Genomic DNA, 15,162 nt, shown 5'->3' on the forward strand with positions numbered 1-15,162 from the left:
GGTCGCGGCGGCGCTGGGCCGGGGGCGCGCGCCGCTGGTGCTCGGCGGCGACTGCACGGTGACCGTCGGCCTGGTCGCCGGTTGCGCGCGGGCCGGGCTGTCGCCCGCGCTGGTGTACGTGGACGGCGGCCCGGATCTCTACACGCCGGTGACCCGCGCGAACGGCAACCTGGACGCGATGGGACTGGCGCACATGCTGGGCCTGCCGGGGACGCTGCCCGAGGTGGCCGGTGTCGGGCCGGCGGTGCCGCTGCTGTCGCCGGAGCGGGTGGTGGTGTACGGGGACTCGCTGCCCCGCGGTGACCACGAGCGTGAGCTGGTGGCGGAGCTGGGGCTGGCGTACGTGCCGGCCGACGAGGTGCACGCCGACGCGCGGGCGGCGGCGCGCCGGGCCCGGTCGGTTGCCGAGGGCGCGGCCGACCGGTTCGTGGTGCACTTCGACGTGGACGTGCTGAGTTTCGTGGACGCGCCGCTGGCGGACGTGCCGGAGCCGTTCGGGCTCAGCCTGGACGAGGCGGCGGCGACGCTGGCGGAGCTGGTGGCGAGCCCGCGATTCGCCGGGTTGTCGGTCACCGAGATCAACCCGGATCATCTGCCGGACGACGAGCTGCTCCCCCGGTTCGCCGGCGTGCTGGCCGGGGCGCTGACCGGGCGTTAGGCGGTTTCCGCGAGGTGCAGCGGCAGCACCTTCGCGGCGCTCACCGCCAGCTCGCGGTCGAGCACCTGGTCGCGGGGGACGAACACCATCGCCTGTCCCTCGCCGAGCACGACGTCCTCCTGCCGGGCGTCGGTGGCGCCGCGGAACACGTACACGGTGACGGTGTGCGGAAAGCCGTCCTCGTGCGGGCGGGGGCCGCTCCACAGCAGGTGCAGGTCACCGGCGGTCAGCCCGGTCTCCTCGCGTAGCTCGCGCCGGGCGGCCTGCTCCGGTGTCTCGCCGGGCTCGATGCTGCCGCCGGGCAGGCTCCACTGGTACGGCGACACCGAGGTGTTGCCGTCGCGGTGCTGCATGAGGATCGCGCCGGACGGGTCGACGAGCAGGACGAGAGCGACGTCGTATGCGGCCACGTCCTGAGCCTGCCACGCGGCACCGGCGACGCGCAGCGCCAACTTTCTGCTATCCAGATCGAAAGTTGGATACGTAGCACCGAAAGCCATAGACATATCGACATGGCTTTTGTAGCGTCGGCGCACAGGCGACGAAGGAGTACGACCATGTGCTACGGATTCGACGGACAGGCCGCGCTGCGGCAGTCGCTGGACCGGCGCGACCTGCTGCGCGGCTCCCTGGCCGCGCTCGCCGGGATCGGGCTCGCCACCGGGCTCGGCGCGACTGCCGCCCAGGCCGGCGGCGGGCACCACCACGGCCGGCGCCCGGTGCCGAAGGAACTGATCAGCCTCCAGCTCTGGACGGTCCGCGACGCGCTCAACGGCTCGCCCGGCTACGACGCGACGCTGGCGCACCTGGCCCGCATCGGCTACCCGCGGGTCGAGCTGGCGCTCGGCTACTTCGGCCGTACCGCCCGGGAGCTGCGCCGCTTCCTGGACGGCATCGGCATCAAGGCCAGTTCCAGCCACGACGGCATCGCCGCCGACGCCGCCGCGCTGGAGCAGAAGATCGCGAACGCTCGGACGCTGGGCCAGCGGTTCATGGTGGTGCCGTACCTGAACTCCGACCGCGAGGACGACTGGAAGCGCTGGGCGGAGCAGATGAACGTCGAGGCCGCCGCCGCGCGCAAGGCGGGCCTGCGGTACGGCTACCACAACCACGCGCACGAGTTCACCATCGACTTCGGCAACGGGCGCCGACCGTGGGACGTGCTGACCGAGGAACTCGACCCGCGCCTGGTCCACCTGGAGATCGACATCTACTGGGCGGTCACCGGCGGCATCACCTCCGGCGAGGGCGCCGACGACCCGGAGGGCTTCACGCTCGACGTGATCCGCTCGGCGCCGCAGCGGGTGTTGCAGTACCACGTCAAGGATCGCGACCCGGCCACCGGCGACATGGCCGACCTGGGCACCGGGATGATCGACTTCGCGCGGATCTTCCGGGGGCACCAGGTGATGGAGTACATCGTGGAGAACGACACCCCTGACGTGACGCCGCAGCAGACCGCCGCCGTCGGCTACCGCTACCTGCGCCGCCTGCGGTTCTGACCCCCGGCGGGGCACTGATCGCCGCCGGACGTGACACGCTCGGGGTGGCCGCGCCGACCGAGGGGGTACGCGATGACCGACGAGCAGGACGACGTCCACTACGACCGCCTCTACCGGGCCACCGACCGGCCGCCCTGGGAGATCGGCGGCCCGCAGCCGGCGCTCGCCGCGGTCCTGGACACCGGGGTACGCGGCCCGCGCGTGCTCGACGTCGGCTGCGGCACGGGTGAGCTGGCGCTCGCGCTGGCCCGCCGCGGCCACGACGTGACGGGCGTCGACATCTCGCCGGTGGCTATCGACCAGGCCCGGGCCAAGGCTGCCGCGGCGGGTCTGCCGGTGCGCTTCGAGGTGTGCGACGCGACGGCGATCCCGGTGCCGCCGGTGCCGTACGACTCGGTGTTCGACTCCGGCCTGCTGCACTCGCTGGACCGGCGGGGCGCTGCCGTACGCGACTACCTGGCGCTGCTGCCGCGCCTGACCGCGCCCGGCGGCGTGGTGTTCGTGCTGGCGGTGTCGCCGGACGCGGGCGAGGGCTGGGGCCTGGACGCGGACATGCTGCGCGCGGCCTTCCCCGAGCCGCTCTGGACGCACGTCACTGTCGACCCGATCGACGTGCTCGCCCGGGTCGGCGGCGCGGACCTGCGGCTGGCCGGCAACCTGCTGCACGCCACCCGCTCCCCCGCTGGCCCGTAGTGTTCCGGCCGCCTGGCGGCAGCGGCGTCAGCGGCGTCAACGGCGTCAGCGGCGCCAGTGCTGGCGTGGGGCGTAGCCCTCGCGGCGCAGCCAGTGTTCGGTGTAGACGATCCGGTCGGCCTCGATCACGACGAGCGGGTCCTCGGGCGGCTCGGACAACGACCTCCCCCGCTCGGCGTGTTCGTTCTCCCACCGGAACGCGGCCCAGTGGCGGGCCCGGTCGGGGTGCTCCGGGCCGAGTACCCGGGCGGTGCCGAACACCTGCGCGCCGCGGCTGCTGGCCAGCCCGACCAGCGGCGCGAAGACACCCACGGACACCCGCGGGTCGGCGGCGATGTTGCGCATCTTCGGTGAGCGCGGCGCGGCGGTGAACATCAGCGTGAAGCCGAGCGGGTAGTAGCGCACCGGCGTGGCCAGCGGCCCGTCCGGCCCCACCGTGGCGAGCACGCACATGTTCTGCGACGACAGCAGGTTGAGGATGCGTTCCTCCAGGCGGCCCCGGTCCAGCTTCCTCGTCGGCGTCGGTCCGGTCAGCCAGGGGTTCGTCAGCGGCACGGCGCGTCCTCGATCATGACGGCACCCTACCGGCCGGGCTCAGGCCACAGGCGCGGTGCTGGCGCGCAGCACCACCTCTCCGGGCAGGCGCACGATCCGGCGGCGGCGGCCTGCGTTCTCGGTCAGGGCCAGCTTCATCGCCTCCTCGCCGAGCCGATGCAGCGGCAGCGCCACTGTGGTCAGCGGCGGGGTGAGGTCACGTACGACCGGGATGTCGTCGAAGCCGGCGACCGAGACGTCGCCGGGGACCGACAGCCCGCGGTCGCGCAGCGCCGCGTACGCGCCGACGGCCATCACGTCGGTGCACGCGAAGACGCAGGTGGCGTCGAGCCCGCGGTCGAGCAGCTCGGTCATCGCCCGGTAGCCGCCGTCGCGGGTGAACGCCGCCTCGGCCACCGCGCCCGGGTCGAGCGCCACACCGGCGGCGGCCAGCTCGTCGCGGAACCCGCCGAGCCGGTCGGCGACAGTGGTCAGCTCGGGCGGACCGGACAGCACCGCGAAGCGACGGTGCCCCAGGCCCAGCAGCGTGCGGGCCAGCTCGGCGGCGCCGGCCCGGTTCTCCGGCAGCACGCTGTCGACCTTCAGGGTGCGGTGCCGGCTGACCACCGCGACCCGGCCACCACCGTCGAGGTAGGGCGCCAGCTCGGCGGCCATCGCCCGCTCCCAGCGCGGATCCTCGAAGCCGGAGCCGATGAGCAGGATCGCCGGGGCGCGTTCGGCGCGCAGCATCGACACGTACGCGATCTCGCGTTCCGGGTCGCGGAAGGTGCTGGCGAGCATGACCAGCAGGTCGTTGTCGGCGGCGACCCGCATGACGCCGCCGGCGACGGCGGCGAAGTAGGGGTCGGTGACGTCGTGGCAGACGACGCCGACGCTGCGCCGGGACGCGCCGGCCAGCGCGCGGGCGTGGGCGTTCGGGGTGTACGCGAGGCGCGCGGCGGCGGCCAGCACGCGGTCGTGCAGGTGCGGGGTGACACGCCTGCCGTTGAGCGCCCGGGAGGCGGTGGCCAGGGAGACGTCGGCCGCCCTGGCCACGTCTTCCAGCGTCACGTGCGACATCGATGCGTCTCCCTGCGGAACGTCTTGACCCGGTGTTCCGGCCTGGCTACGGTAGCACCCTGAAAGCGCTTACTGAAAGCGCATTCACCTGCGGGGAGGCCCAGTGGAACGCACGTCCGTCGGCATCATCCTCAACGGCGTCACCGGCCGGATGGGCTACCGGCAGCACCTCGTCCGGTCCCTGCTCGCCATCCGGGACCAGGGCGGCGTGCCGGCCCGCGACGGCAGCCGCATCTGGCCCGAGCTGACCCTCGTCGGCCGCGACGAGAACCGGCTCGCCGCCATCGCCGCCCGGCACGGACTGACGGCGTACACGACGGACCTGGACGCGGCGCTCGCCGACGACGCCCACCAGATCTACTTCGACGCGCAGGTGACCACCGCGCGGGAGAAGGCGATCCGGGCCGCGATCGAGGCCGGCAAGCACGTCTACACCGAGAAGCCGCTCGCCGAGGGGTTCCTCGCCTCGCTGGAGCTGGCCCGGCTCGCCGCCGCCAAGGGCGTCCGCAACGGCGTCGTGCAGGACAAACTGTTCCTGCCCGGCCTGCGCAAACTCAAGCGGCTCGTCGACGGCGGCTTCTTCGGCCGGATCCTGTCCGTGCGCGGCGAGTTCGGCTACTGGGTGTTCGAAGGCGACTGGCAGGCCGCCCAACGTCCGAGCTGGAACTACCGCGCCGAGGACGGCGGCGGCATCACGCTGGACATGTTCCCGCACTGGCACTACGTGCTGGAGCAGATCATCGCCCCGGTCACCGCCGTCACCGCTGTCACCGCCACGCACATCCCCGAGCGCGTCGACGAGACCGGCACCCGCTACCGGGCCACCGCCGACGACGCCGCGTACGGCATCTTCGAACTGGCCGGCGGCATCGTCGCGCAGGTCAACTCCTCCTGGGCGGTCCGGGTGCACCGGGACGAACTGGTCGAGTTCCAGGTCGACGGCACGCACGGCAGCGCCGTGGCCGGGTTGCGCGACTGCCGCATCCAGCACCGCGGCGCCACCCCGATGCCGGTGTGGAACCCCGACCTGCCGGTCACCGAGCCGTTCCGCGCGCAGTGGCAGACCGTGCCGGACAACGGCGAGCACGACAACGCGTTCAAGGTGCAGTGGGAGGCGTTCCTGCGGCACGTCGTCGACGACGAGCCGTTCCCGTGGGACTTCCTGGCAGGTGCGCGCGGCGTGCAACTCGCCGAGGCCGGGCTGCGCTCGGCGCGGGAGGGGCGGCGGGTGACGATCGAGGAGATCCCCCGGTGAGCACGCGGATCACGCTGCCCACACCGGACGGCGGCACCGAGAAGCTGACGCTGCGCGAACCGCCCGCGTGGCGACGACCGTCCGGGCCACCGGCCGGCCGGATCGCGTACGCGGCCGCGCACGTCGTCGCCGACCCGTACGCCGACAACTCCCCCGGCCGCCCGGCGGGGCTGGACTGGGACGCGACGCTCGCGGTGCGGCGTGACCTGTGGTCGTGGGGCCTCGGTGTGGCCGAGGCGATGGACACGGCGCAGCGCGGGATGGGGCTGGACTGGGCGGCCACGCGTGAGCTGATCCGGCGCAGCGCCGCCGAGGCCGCCGCCTGCGGCGGGCGCATCGTCGCCGGGGCCGGCACCGACCAGCTCACCGGCGTCCCCGGCACGCTCGACGAGGTGGTCGCCGCGTACGCCGAGCAGGTCGCGGTGGTCCAGGAGTGCGGTGCCACGCCGGTGCTGATGGCCAGCCGGCACCTCGCCGCGCTCGCCACCGGGCCGGACGACTACCTGCGCGTCTACGAGCGGGTGCTGCGGGAGGCCGGCGCGCCGGTGGTGCTGCACTGGCTCGGCGACATGTTCGACCCGGCGCTGTCCGGCTACTGGGGTTCGACCGACCTGGACGAGGCCACGGCGACGTTCGCCGCGCTGGTGCACGCCCACGCCGACCTGGTCGACGGGGTGAAGGTGTCGCTGCTCGACGCGGGCCGGGAGGTGCGGCTGCGAGAGCTGCTGCCGCCGGCCGTGCGGGTCTACACCGGCGACGACTACCACTACCCGGAGCTGATCGAGGGCGACGGGAAGCGGTTCAGCCACGCGCTGCTCGGCGCGTTCGCTGCCATCGCCCCGGCCGCGTCGGCCGCGCTGGAACGGCTCGACGCGGACGACAGGGCCGGGTTCCGCGCCATCCTGGACCCGACGGTGCCGCTGTCCCGGCACCTGTTCGCCCCGCCCACGCCGTACTACAAGACCGGCATCGCGTTCCTGTCCTGGCTCAACGGGCGGCAACCCGGCTTCACCATGGTCGGCGGGCTGCACGGCGGGCGCGGCGTCCCGCACCTGGTCCAGGCGTTCCGGCTGGCCGACGCCGCCGGGCTGCTCGGTGACCCGGAGCTGGCGGCGCGGCGGATGCACGCGTACCTGGACGTCGCGGGCGTGCCCGGATGACCGCCGACCCCCGGCTGGCGCGGCTGTCGCTCAACCAGCGCACCACGCAGCGCTGGTCGGTGGCGCAGGCGGTCGCCGGCTGTGTGCGCGCCGGCATCCCGGCGATCGGGCTGTGGCGTGAGCCGGTGGCGGAGATCGGCGTACCGGCCGCCGCGCGGCTCGTCGCGGACGCCGGGCTGCGGGTGTCGTCGCTGTGCCGGGGCGGGTTCCTCACCGCCGCCGAAGCCGCCGGACGGGCCGCGGCTCTCGCGGACAACCGGCGCGCGATCGACGAGGCCGCCGAACTGCGTGCCGCCTGCCTGGTGCTCGTCGTCGGTGGCCTGCCGCCCGGCTCACGCGACCTGGCGGGCGCGCGGCAGCGGGTCGCCGACGCGCTGGCCGAGCTGGCGCCGTACGCGGCCGAGCGCGGGGTACGCCTCGCGCTGGAGCCGCTGCACCCGATGTACTGTGCCGACCGGGCGGTGCTGTCCACGCTCGGACAGGCGCTCGACCTGGCCGAGGCGTTCCCGGCCGAACAGGTCGGCGTCGTGGTGGACACGTTCCACGTCTGGTGGGATCCGGACGTGTGGCGGCAGATCGCCCGCGCCGGGGCACGGATCGCGAGCTTCCAGATCTGCGACTTCCTCACCCCGCTGCCGGCCGACGTGCTGCTCGGGCGCGGCATGATGGGCGACGGGCACATCGACTTCCCGCCGCTGCGCCGCGCGGTGGAGGCCGCCGGCTACACCGGTGACGTCGAGGTGGAGATCTTCAACGCCGAGGTGTGGGCCACCGACCCGGACGTCGTCCTCGCCACCATGACTGCCCGGTACGTGGACCGGGTGCTCACGGACTGACCCAGCGTCACGAGTCCGGCCTGTCGGATAAATCAGGTGGCCGCTCGCCCGAATCCGGGGGCAGGATCGGGATCATGGGATCCCCGCACCTCACCACCCCGATCACCACCGACCTGCTGCGCGGCGCGCTCGACCTGGAACAGACAGCGGACGGGGTGCTGCCGCACCGGCTGCCCGCGTGGGCCCGGGCGCAGAACGTCGACCCGCAGCTGACGATGGCGGAGGCGATGCCCTCGGGCGTACGGCTGGTGTTCCGCACCCGCGCCACCGTCGTGGAGCTGGACGTGCTGCCCACGAAGATGGTCTACCGGGGCACCGGGCCGCGTCCGAACGGCCGCTACGACCTGGTCGTCGACGGACACCTCACCGGGCAGGCCACCGCCGACGGCGGCAAGGTGCTCACCGTCGACCTGGCCACCGGCACGTCCGGCGTCGAGCCGGGCCCGGTCGCCACGGTGCGCTTCACCGACCTGCCCGCCACCGACAAGGAGGTGGTGATCTGGCTGCCGCAGCGGGAGATCACCGAACTGGTGGCCCTGCGCACCGACGCGCCGGTCGAGCCGGCCGGCACGGGCGTCCGCCGGATGTGGCTGCACCACGGCAGCTCGATCAGCCACGGCTCGGACGCGGAGAGCCCCACCGGCACCTGGCCGGCGATCGCCGCCACGCTCGCCGGCGTGGAGCTGGTCAACCTCGGGTTCAGCGGCAGCGCTCTGCTCGACCCGTTCACCGCGCGCGCGATGCGCGACACCCCGGCCGACCTGATCAGCGTCAAGATCGGCATCAACGTGGTCAACGCCGACCTGATGCGGCTGCGCGCGTTCGGCCCCGCCGTGCACGGCTTCCTGGACACCATCCGGGAGGGGCATCCGGAGACCCCGCTGCTGGTCGTGTCGTCGATCCTGTGCCCGGTCCAGGAGGACACGCCCGGCCCTGGCGCGGTCGACCTCGTCGACGGCCGGGTGCGGTTCCGGGCCACCGGCAACCCGGCCGACGTGGCATCCGGCCGGCTCTCGCTGCGCGTCATCCGCGCCGAGCTGGCCCGGATCGTGGCGTCCCGGGCCGGCGCCGACCCGAACCTGCACTACCTCGACGGGCTGGAGCTGTACGGCGAGGCCGACTACGCCGAACTGCCGCTGCCCGACGAGCTGCACCCCGACCCGACCGCCGACCGCCGCATCGGCGAGCGGTTCGCCGCGCTGGCGTTCGGACCGAAGGGACCGTTCGCCGCACCGGAGTGACGGACACCCACCCACGGCGCGGTGTGACCCAGGTCACGCCGCGCCGTGATCCGTCGGAGGTGCCGTGAACGACCATCTAGGCGTGGGAGGAAGCCAACAGGACGAGGAGCGACTGCTGCGGCGGGTCGCGCGCGCCGACCTGGACGCGTTCGACGAGCTGTACCGGCGGACGTCGCCGTGGCTCGCGATCCGGCTGCGGCGGCGGTGCGCCGACGACGGCATCGTCGCCGAGGTCCTCCAGGACACGTACCTCACGGTGTGGCGGGCCGCCGGCTCGTTCAGCGGGCTACGGCGCTCCGACGGCGCGGACGCGCCGGGTGGTTCGGCGGCCGGCTGGATCTGGACCATCGCGGCCCGGCGCCTGGTCGACGCGCTGCGCCGCCGCGCCCGGGTGCAGGAGGTGCCGACCGACGTCCTTCCGGTCCGCAGCACGCCGGCCGCCGAGGACGAGGCGCTCGCCGGGTCGTTCGGCTCGGAGGTGGGCGCCGCACTGGACGCGCTGGCCCCGGAGCTGCGGGCGGTGCTCGCCGCGATGGTCCTGGACGGACTGACCGTCCGGGAGACCTCCGTCCTGCTGGGGGTGCCGGAGGGCACCGTGAAGAGCCGGGCGCGGCGTGCCCGCAACGCGCTACGGGAGGCACTGGCATGACCGCTCACGTTCCCCCGCCGGCACTGGCCGCGTACGCGGCGGGCAGCCCCGACGACGCCACCACCTGGACGATCGAGGTGCACCTGGAGGGCTGCGCCGAGTGCCGCGACCGGCTCGGCGAGCTGGCCGCCCCGCCACTGCGGGCGCTGCTCGGCGACGCCCGGGTGACGATCCTGGAACAGGCCCGCACCGGGCCGCAGCCGGTGCGCCGGCGCCCGCTGCGACGGTGGTGGCTGCGCTGGACCGACTGGTCGCTGCTGGCCTGGGCGGCCATGACCTGCACGGCGATCCTCGCCGCGGTGCTGCTGGACCGCAACTACCCGGAGCAGCCCTCGGCGGTGCTGCTGCTCGCGCCGGTGGCGCCGCTGGCCGGGCTCGCGGTGGCCTGGTCCCGCCGCGCCAACCCGAACTGGGAGGTGGTCGCCGGCACCGCCCGCGCCGGGATGGAACTGCTGCTTCGCCGTACCCTCGCGGTTCTGCTCCTGGTCGCGCCGGTGCTCGCGGTGGCCGGGCTCGCCGTGGGCCGCAACCCCGCGCTGTGGCTGCTGCCCTGCCTGACGTTCACCGCCGCGACGCTGCTGCTCGGCAGCCGCGTCGGCGTGCCGCTCGCCGCCGCCGTCCTCGGCGGCGGCTGGCTCACCGCGGTCGCGGCCGTGTCGTTCACCGGCGACACCGACGCGGCCCGCGCCGCCGCCGCGACCGAGGCCCTGCTCCGGCCCGCCACCATGCCCGCCTGGGCGGCGGCCGCCGTCGTGCTCACCGCGCTGACCGCGCTCCGCGCCGAACACCTGCGGCGGCCCGCCGGCTGACGCCGGCCCCCGGAACCACGCCACGGCGCCCCGCCGGCGCCGTGGCCCACCCTGCCCCGAGAAGGAGACGACATTGGTACGCGCAGTGAGCGCCGACGAGGTGGCGCCGACCCGGCACGCCTGGCGGATCGAGGCGGTGGGGCTGTCGGTGAAGGCCGGGCGGCACCTGGCCGTCGACAACCTGGGCCTGACGCTCGGCGCCGGCGTGCACGGGCTGCTCGGCCCGAACGGCGCCGGGAAGAGCACCCTGATGCGTGCGCTCGCCACAGTGGTCAAGCCGCACGCCGGCGTGCTGCGGCTGCTCGGCGCGGACGCCACCGCGTCGCGTGAGCTGCGGCCGGTGCGCCGCCGGCTCGGCTACCTGCCGCAGCAGTTCGGCTACTACCCCCGGTTCACCGTCCGGGAGTACGTCGAGTACGTGGCCTGGCTGCGGGAGATGCCCGCCTCGGCGGTGCCGGGCGCGGCCCAGCGGGCCATCGACCGGGTACGCCTCACCGACCGGGCCGACGCCAAGCTCAAGTCGCTGTCCGGCGGCATGCTGCGCCGGGCCGGCATCGCCCAGGCGATCGTGAACGAACCGGACCTGCTGCTGCTCGACGAACCGACTGTCGGCCTGGACCCGGAACAGCGGGTCGAGTTCCGTGAGCTGATCCGCGAACTCGGCGCGGACGCCTGCGTGCTGGTCTCCACCCACCTGGTGGAGGACGTGGTGGCGGCCTGCTCCGACGTCATCCTGATGGATCACGGCACCCGCGTGTTCCAGGGCCTGCCCGCCGACCTGGTCCGCCACGGCGAGACCGGCGGCGTCGGCGACAGCGCCGCTGAGCGCGGCTACTCGTACCTCCTCCAGCAGCACCGGAGCGCCCGATGATCCGACAGGTACGCGTCGAACTGCGCCGCTCCAACGCGCCGGTCGTGGCGGTGCTGCTGATCGCCGTCGGCGTCCTCGGCACCGCCAGCATGTACGACTTCTGGCAGGGACAGTGGCTGCGGCTGGGCTACGTGCACGCCTCCAACGTCTTTTTGCTGATGCCGCTCGCGCTCGCCGGTGGCGCGGTGCTCGGCCGCCGGGACCGCCGTACCCGTGCCGACGAGCTGATGAACAGCACCGGCCGGCCCCGCTGGCAGCGCGCGCTGCCGGCGATGACAGCGCTCGGCGTCGCCGCCGCCGCCGCGCACCTGCTCGTGGTCGCCGCCAGCGCGGCGGTGGTCGCCTCCGGCGGCGCCTACCTCGGCGTACGCGGATTCGCCGGGCCCCTGATCGACGTGCTGGTGCTGGTGGGCGCGGCCTGGGTCGGCGTGGCGGTAGGCCGGCTGTGGTCCTCACCGCTGCTGCCGCCGCTGCTGGCCGCCGCCGGCCTGGTGGCGCAGGAGGGCACCGCCATGCTCGGCGGTCCGGCCGGTAGCCGACTGACGAACGCGTCCCTCATGATCTCCTGGCCGCCGGACACGCCGTGGGAGACGCTGTCCGACCGGCTGCTGCTCAGCCGCCTGGCGCTGGGTGTCGGGCTGGTCCTCGCCGGACTGCTGCTGACGGCGGGCCGGTCGTGGCCGCTCCGGGCCGGCGCGGCGGCGAGCCTCGCCGCCGGTGTCGCGGGACTCCTGCTGATCAGCGCACCGGGTCCGGCCGGCATCTGGCAGCTCGACCAGTCTGCGCGCCGCTACGTCTGCGCCGACGGCACGCCGCAGGTGTGCGTCACCGCCGTCAACGCGCACCTGCTGCCCCAGATCACTCCCGAGGCCCGCCGCGGGCTCGACGCGCTGGCGAAGCTGCCGAACGCACCGACCCGCGCGGTGGAACTGCGGCTGGACACCATCGGCAGCAACGACAGCGAGCAGTGGCACCGGCCCAAGCCGGCCCCGGACACCGTGCAGTTCCTCCTGGAGGTCGACCCGGACAGCGGCCGGGTCGCCGACGTGGCCGAGCGCATCGCCCTGGGCGGCGGCACCATGTGGTACGGCTGCGGGCGCAGTGGCGACGACATCGCCCCGGCGATCGTCGCGGCCTGGCTGCTCGACGCCGAGACCGTACGGCTGTGGGACTCCTGGACCGGATACCGGTACGCCGACGAGCAGCAGGAGGAGATCCGGGCCGGGGTGCGGCAGCTGCGCGCCCTGCCCGGGCCGGAGCAGTTACGGCGGGTCACCGCGTTGCGGGACGCGGCCGCGCGGTGCGAGCCGGACCTGATGCCGGCGCTCACCGGACGGGCCGCGCCGTGACCCGCTGGCTGCCGCTGTACGTGCGGTCCCGCCGGCTACCCGCTGCCCTGGCCGGATCCGCTGTCGCCGTCGCCGTGATGGCCGCCGCCTGGTCCGCCTTCACCGACCGCCCCGAGGTGCCCGCCGGCCTGGCCGTGCTCACCACCGCGCTGGCGGTGGCGCCGCTCGGGCCGACGCTCGCCGGCACCGACCCGGCGCTGGAGCGGACCGCCGCGTGGCAGTGGGCGCCGCGCCGGGCCGGGCACCTGCTCGGGTACGGCGCACTGGTGGTCGGCCTGCTGGCCGCCGCCCGCGTGCTCGGCGCCGACTTCGGGCCGCTGTCCGTGCTGGCCCGCAACACCGGTGGCCTGATCGGGCTGGTCGGACTCGGTGCCGCGCTCGCCGGAGCACGGGCCGCCTGGCAGGTGCCGACCGCCTGGGCCGCGCTGGGCGCGTTGCTGGTCGCGCCGGGCGGGCCGGAGTGGCGGCAGGTGGCGCTGTGGATGGCACAGGAGCCGGGCAACCGGATCGCCGCGGTCACCGCCACGACGTTCCTGCTCGGCGGCGTGGTCGCTTACGCGCTGCGGGTGGGGCCGCAGGTCGCGGCGGCCGAGGCGGCGCTGGAACAGTGACGTGCCGGACCTCGTCGCGCGCCCACGCGCGCGGCGAGGTCCGGCCGGTGTCAGGTCAGCGGCACCCAGGCCAGGGTGGTCATGCCGGACAGGGCGGTCGCCTTGAGGCCGACGTCGGAGACCGTCCAGAGCACGCCGTCGACCATCAGCGAGCGGCGGATCGGCGCCCACTCCCTGCCGCCGTCGGCCAGGGCGCCCGGGTGGTCGACGGCCCCGGCCACCGTGAAGCCCTTGTCGCCGACGCGCAGCGCCAGCACACCGCCGGACGGCGCACGCCCGGCACCGTCGGCGCGGTCGGTGACCACGCCCGGCTGCCGCACCGGGAGCACCACCAGGCGCTCCGGCTCCCAGTACAGGAACGCGTGCGGGTCGTGTTCCACCTCGGACCAGCCGCCGGGGATGTGGTGCTGCGCGATCCGGGCCGGCCGGGCCGGGTCGGCCACGTCGAACAGCGACACCTGCGTGCCGGTCACCCGTCCCTGGTCGGTCGCGTCCTGGCCGACCCCGATCAGGCGGCCGTCACCGGCCGGGTGCAGGTACGCCGAGTACCCGTTGATCTTCAGCTCACCGGTCACCCGGGGCGCGGCCGGGTCGCGCAGGTCCACGCCGTACAGCGGATCGGTCTGCCGGAACGTGACCACGTATCCGGTGCCGCCGACGAACCGCACCGCGAAGATCTGCTCGCCCTTGCCGAGGCCGGTGACCGCGCCGACCCGCTTCAGCGTGGCCCCGTCGGCGCGCAGCACGTAGACGCCGGACTGGGAGGACCTCTCCCGCCGCCACGTGTCGCCGGTGGTGGTGGCGACCCGCAGGTGACCGTCCCACTCGGACAACGCGTACTGGTCGATCAGCCAGCCGGGCACCGACCCGGCGGCGACGAAGCGTGGCGTTGCCCCCGCGGTGTCGAACTGGTAGATCTCGGTGCCGGCGTCACGCGCCCCGGACGGCGCGCCACGCCACGTCCGCCAGCGCTGGTCGTTGGCGACGTAGAGGCGCGGGCCGTTGCTGTAGACGGTCTCACCGTCGGCGACCACGGTGACCGGGTCACCGGCGTCGAGCGCGGACGCGCCCAGGTCGAAGCTGAGCACCGTGACCATCGAGGCGCCGGAGAAGCCGGCCGGCCGGCTGACCCGGTCGCAGCCCACCCGTCCGGTGCCGACGGTCCGCACGCCGTCGCGGATCTCGTAGCGGGGCAGCCAGTCGTCGAGCGCAGCCTTGTCGATGATCGCCCGGTTGGCGGCGATCCGCTGGGCGTCGGTCTTACGGTCGGAGCGGAAGGGGAAGTCGAGCCGGGGCGCGGACCGGATCACCACCCGGGCGGTCGTGCCGGACTGCCGGGCGTCGACCAGGAGACCGTCGATCCGGTACTCCCCGACCACGCGGGGCGGTCCGGCGAGGTCCAGCAGGACCAGCCGGGCCTGCGGGGTCCTGCCCGGGCGGGTCTGCCCGTCCGGTACAGGGCCCTTGACGATCCGTCCCGCGTGCAGCAGCACGAGCGCCCGGTCGCCGTGCAGCAGCAGGCTCCCCTCGTCACCGGCGAACCGCTCGGCGTCGGGATCGAGCGCCAGCCGGCCGGTCACGCGGCGGCTCGCCGGATCGACCACCGACAGCACGCCCCGGGTGACCGTGACGATCCGCCGCCCGTCGGTCTTGACCATGTCCGGTTCGTCCACACCGGCCTCGTGCACGTTGGTGCCGGAGTAGCCCGGCGCGGCCGCCGCGCTCGCGTCCTTGGGGACGTTGCCGCCGATCGCCGCCCGTTCCGCGCTGAACTGCCGGAGGACGTCCGGCCCGAAGCCCCACGGGCCGACCGCCGCCTTCGCGGCCGTGCGGAGCTGCCGCAGCGCCTCGTCGCAGCCGTCGAACGCCACCAGCCGCAGCCCGCCGGCCGGCACGACCTGCCCGCCGGGCGGG

16 protein-coding genes are annotated in these 15,162 nt (G+C 74.7%); 12 read left to right on the forward strand and 4 right to left on the reverse strand.

The window, feature by feature from the left end:
* The coding region (locus AC2CHG_RS23355) for an arginase family protein (RefSeq protein WP_484525579.1) at positions 1-658 on the forward strand (658 nt) is incomplete at its 5' end.
* Here AC2CHG_RS23355 and AC2CHG_RS23360 read toward each other — a convergent pair.
* Positions 655-1,068 carry an NUDIX hydrolase gene (locus AC2CHG_RS23360; RefSeq protein ID WP_463839701.1) on the reverse strand — a complete coding sequence of 138 codons (414 nt, stop codon included), beginning with the start codon at positions 1,066-1,068 and terminating at the stop codon, positions 655-657. The two genes, AC2CHG_RS23355 and AC2CHG_RS23360, sit on opposite strands and share 4 nt — an antisense overlap.
* A gap of 147 nt (positions 1,069-1,215) precedes the next feature.
* Here AC2CHG_RS23360 and AC2CHG_RS23365 point away from each other — a divergent pair, with 147 nt between their 5' ends.
* Both AC2CHG_RS23365 and AC2CHG_RS23370 read left to right on the forward strand, forming a co-directional pair.
* Positions 1,216-2,160 carry a sugar phosphate isomerase/epimerase family protein gene (locus tag AC2CHG_RS23365; RefSeq protein WP_484525580.1) on the forward strand — a complete coding sequence of 315 codons (945 nt, stop codon included), beginning with the start codon at positions 1,216-1,218 and terminating at the stop codon, positions 2,158-2,160.
* Positions 2,161-2,232: 72 nt separating this feature from the next.
* Positions 2,233-2,853: a class I SAM-dependent methyltransferase gene (locus AC2CHG_RS23370; RefSeq protein ID WP_484525581.1), complete on the forward strand. Its 621-nt coding sequence runs from the start codon at positions 2,233-2,235 to the stop codon at positions 2,851-2,853.
* Positions 2,854-2,898: 45 nt separating this feature from the next.
* Here the strand turns inward: AC2CHG_RS23370 and AC2CHG_RS23375 are convergent, their stop codons facing one another.
* Both AC2CHG_RS23375 and AC2CHG_RS23380 read right to left on the reverse strand, forming a co-directional pair.
* Positions 2,899-3,408, reverse strand: a complete 510-nt coding sequence (locus tag AC2CHG_RS23375; RefSeq protein WP_484525582.1) for a pyridoxamine 5'-phosphate oxidase family protein — start codon at positions 3,406-3,408, stop codon at positions 2,899-2,901.
* Between the two features lie 39 nt (positions 3,409-3,447).
* Positions 3,448-4,467, reverse strand: coding sequence for a LacI family DNA-binding transcriptional regulator (locus AC2CHG_RS23380; protein WP_135240037.1), 1,020 nt, complete (start codon positions 4,465-4,467; stop codon positions 3,448-3,450).
* Positions 4,468-4,570: 103 nt separating this feature from the next.
* On the opposite strand from AC2CHG_RS23380, the gene AC2CHG_RS23385 reads away from it, so the two are divergent.
* From AC2CHG_RS23385 to AC2CHG_RS23425, 9 genes are all read left to right on the forward strand, one after another.
* A complete protein-coding gene (locus AC2CHG_RS23385) occupies positions 4,571-5,722 on the forward strand; it encodes a Gfo/Idh/MocA family protein (protein ID WP_484525583.1) in 1,152 nt (383 codons plus the stop codon).
* Positions 5,719-6,882: a dihydrodipicolinate synthase family protein gene (locus AC2CHG_RS23390; RefSeq protein ID WP_484525584.1), complete on the forward strand. Its 1,164-nt coding sequence runs from the start codon at positions 5,719-5,721 to the stop codon at positions 6,880-6,882. The genes AC2CHG_RS23385 and AC2CHG_RS23390 overlap by 4 nt, the downstream gene beginning before the upstream one ends.
* Positions 6,879-7,718 (forward strand): sugar phosphate isomerase/epimerase family protein, encoded by an 840-nt coding sequence (locus AC2CHG_RS23395; protein WP_355509170.1) that lies wholly within the window; start codon positions 6,879-6,881, stop codon positions 7,716-7,718. The genes AC2CHG_RS23390 and AC2CHG_RS23395 overlap by 4 nt, the downstream gene beginning before the upstream one ends.
* Positions 7,719-7,792: 74 nt before the next feature.
* Positions 7,793-8,959 (forward strand): SGNH/GDSL hydrolase family protein, encoded by a 1,167-nt coding sequence (locus AC2CHG_RS23400; protein WP_484525585.1) that lies wholly within the window; start codon positions 7,793-7,795, stop codon positions 8,957-8,959.
* Between the two features lie 64 nt (positions 8,960-9,023).
* Positions 9,024-9,608 carry an RNA polymerase sigma factor gene (locus AC2CHG_RS23405; protein WP_262015296.1) on the forward strand — a complete coding sequence of 195 codons (585 nt, stop codon included), beginning with the start codon at positions 9,024-9,026 and terminating at the stop codon, positions 9,606-9,608.
* Positions 9,605-10,417 (forward strand): zf-HC2 domain-containing protein, encoded by an 813-nt coding sequence (locus AC2CHG_RS23410; RefSeq protein ID WP_262015297.1) that lies wholly within the window; start codon positions 9,605-9,607, stop codon positions 10,415-10,417. The genes AC2CHG_RS23405 and AC2CHG_RS23410 overlap by 4 nt, the downstream gene beginning before the upstream one ends.
* A gap of 73 nt (positions 10,418-10,490) precedes the next feature.
* Positions 10,491-11,288, forward strand: coding sequence for an ATP-binding cassette domain-containing protein (locus AC2CHG_RS23415; protein ID WP_030502321.1), 798 nt, complete (start codon positions 10,491-10,493; stop codon positions 11,286-11,288).
* Entirely contained in the window at positions 11,285-12,637 is a 1,353-nt protein-coding gene (locus AC2CHG_RS23420; RefSeq protein WP_484525586.1) for a hypothetical protein, read from the forward strand. The genes AC2CHG_RS23415 and AC2CHG_RS23420 overlap by 4 nt, the downstream gene beginning before the upstream one ends.
* On the forward strand, positions 12,634-13,248 hold the full coding sequence (locus AC2CHG_RS23425; protein ID WP_262015300.1) for a hypothetical protein: 615 nt from the start codon (positions 12,634-12,636) through the stop codon (positions 13,246-13,248). The genes AC2CHG_RS23420 and AC2CHG_RS23425 overlap by 4 nt, the downstream gene beginning before the upstream one ends.
* Positions 13,249-13,298: 50 nt before the next feature.
* Here the strand turns inward: AC2CHG_RS23425 and AC2CHG_RS23430 are convergent.
* The coding region (locus AC2CHG_RS23430) for a beta-propeller domain-containing protein (RefSeq protein WP_484525587.1) at positions 13,299-15,162 on the reverse strand (1,864 nt) is incomplete at its 5' end.

It is taken from the genome of Micromonospora sp. ATLC20, from assembly GCF_057196585.1.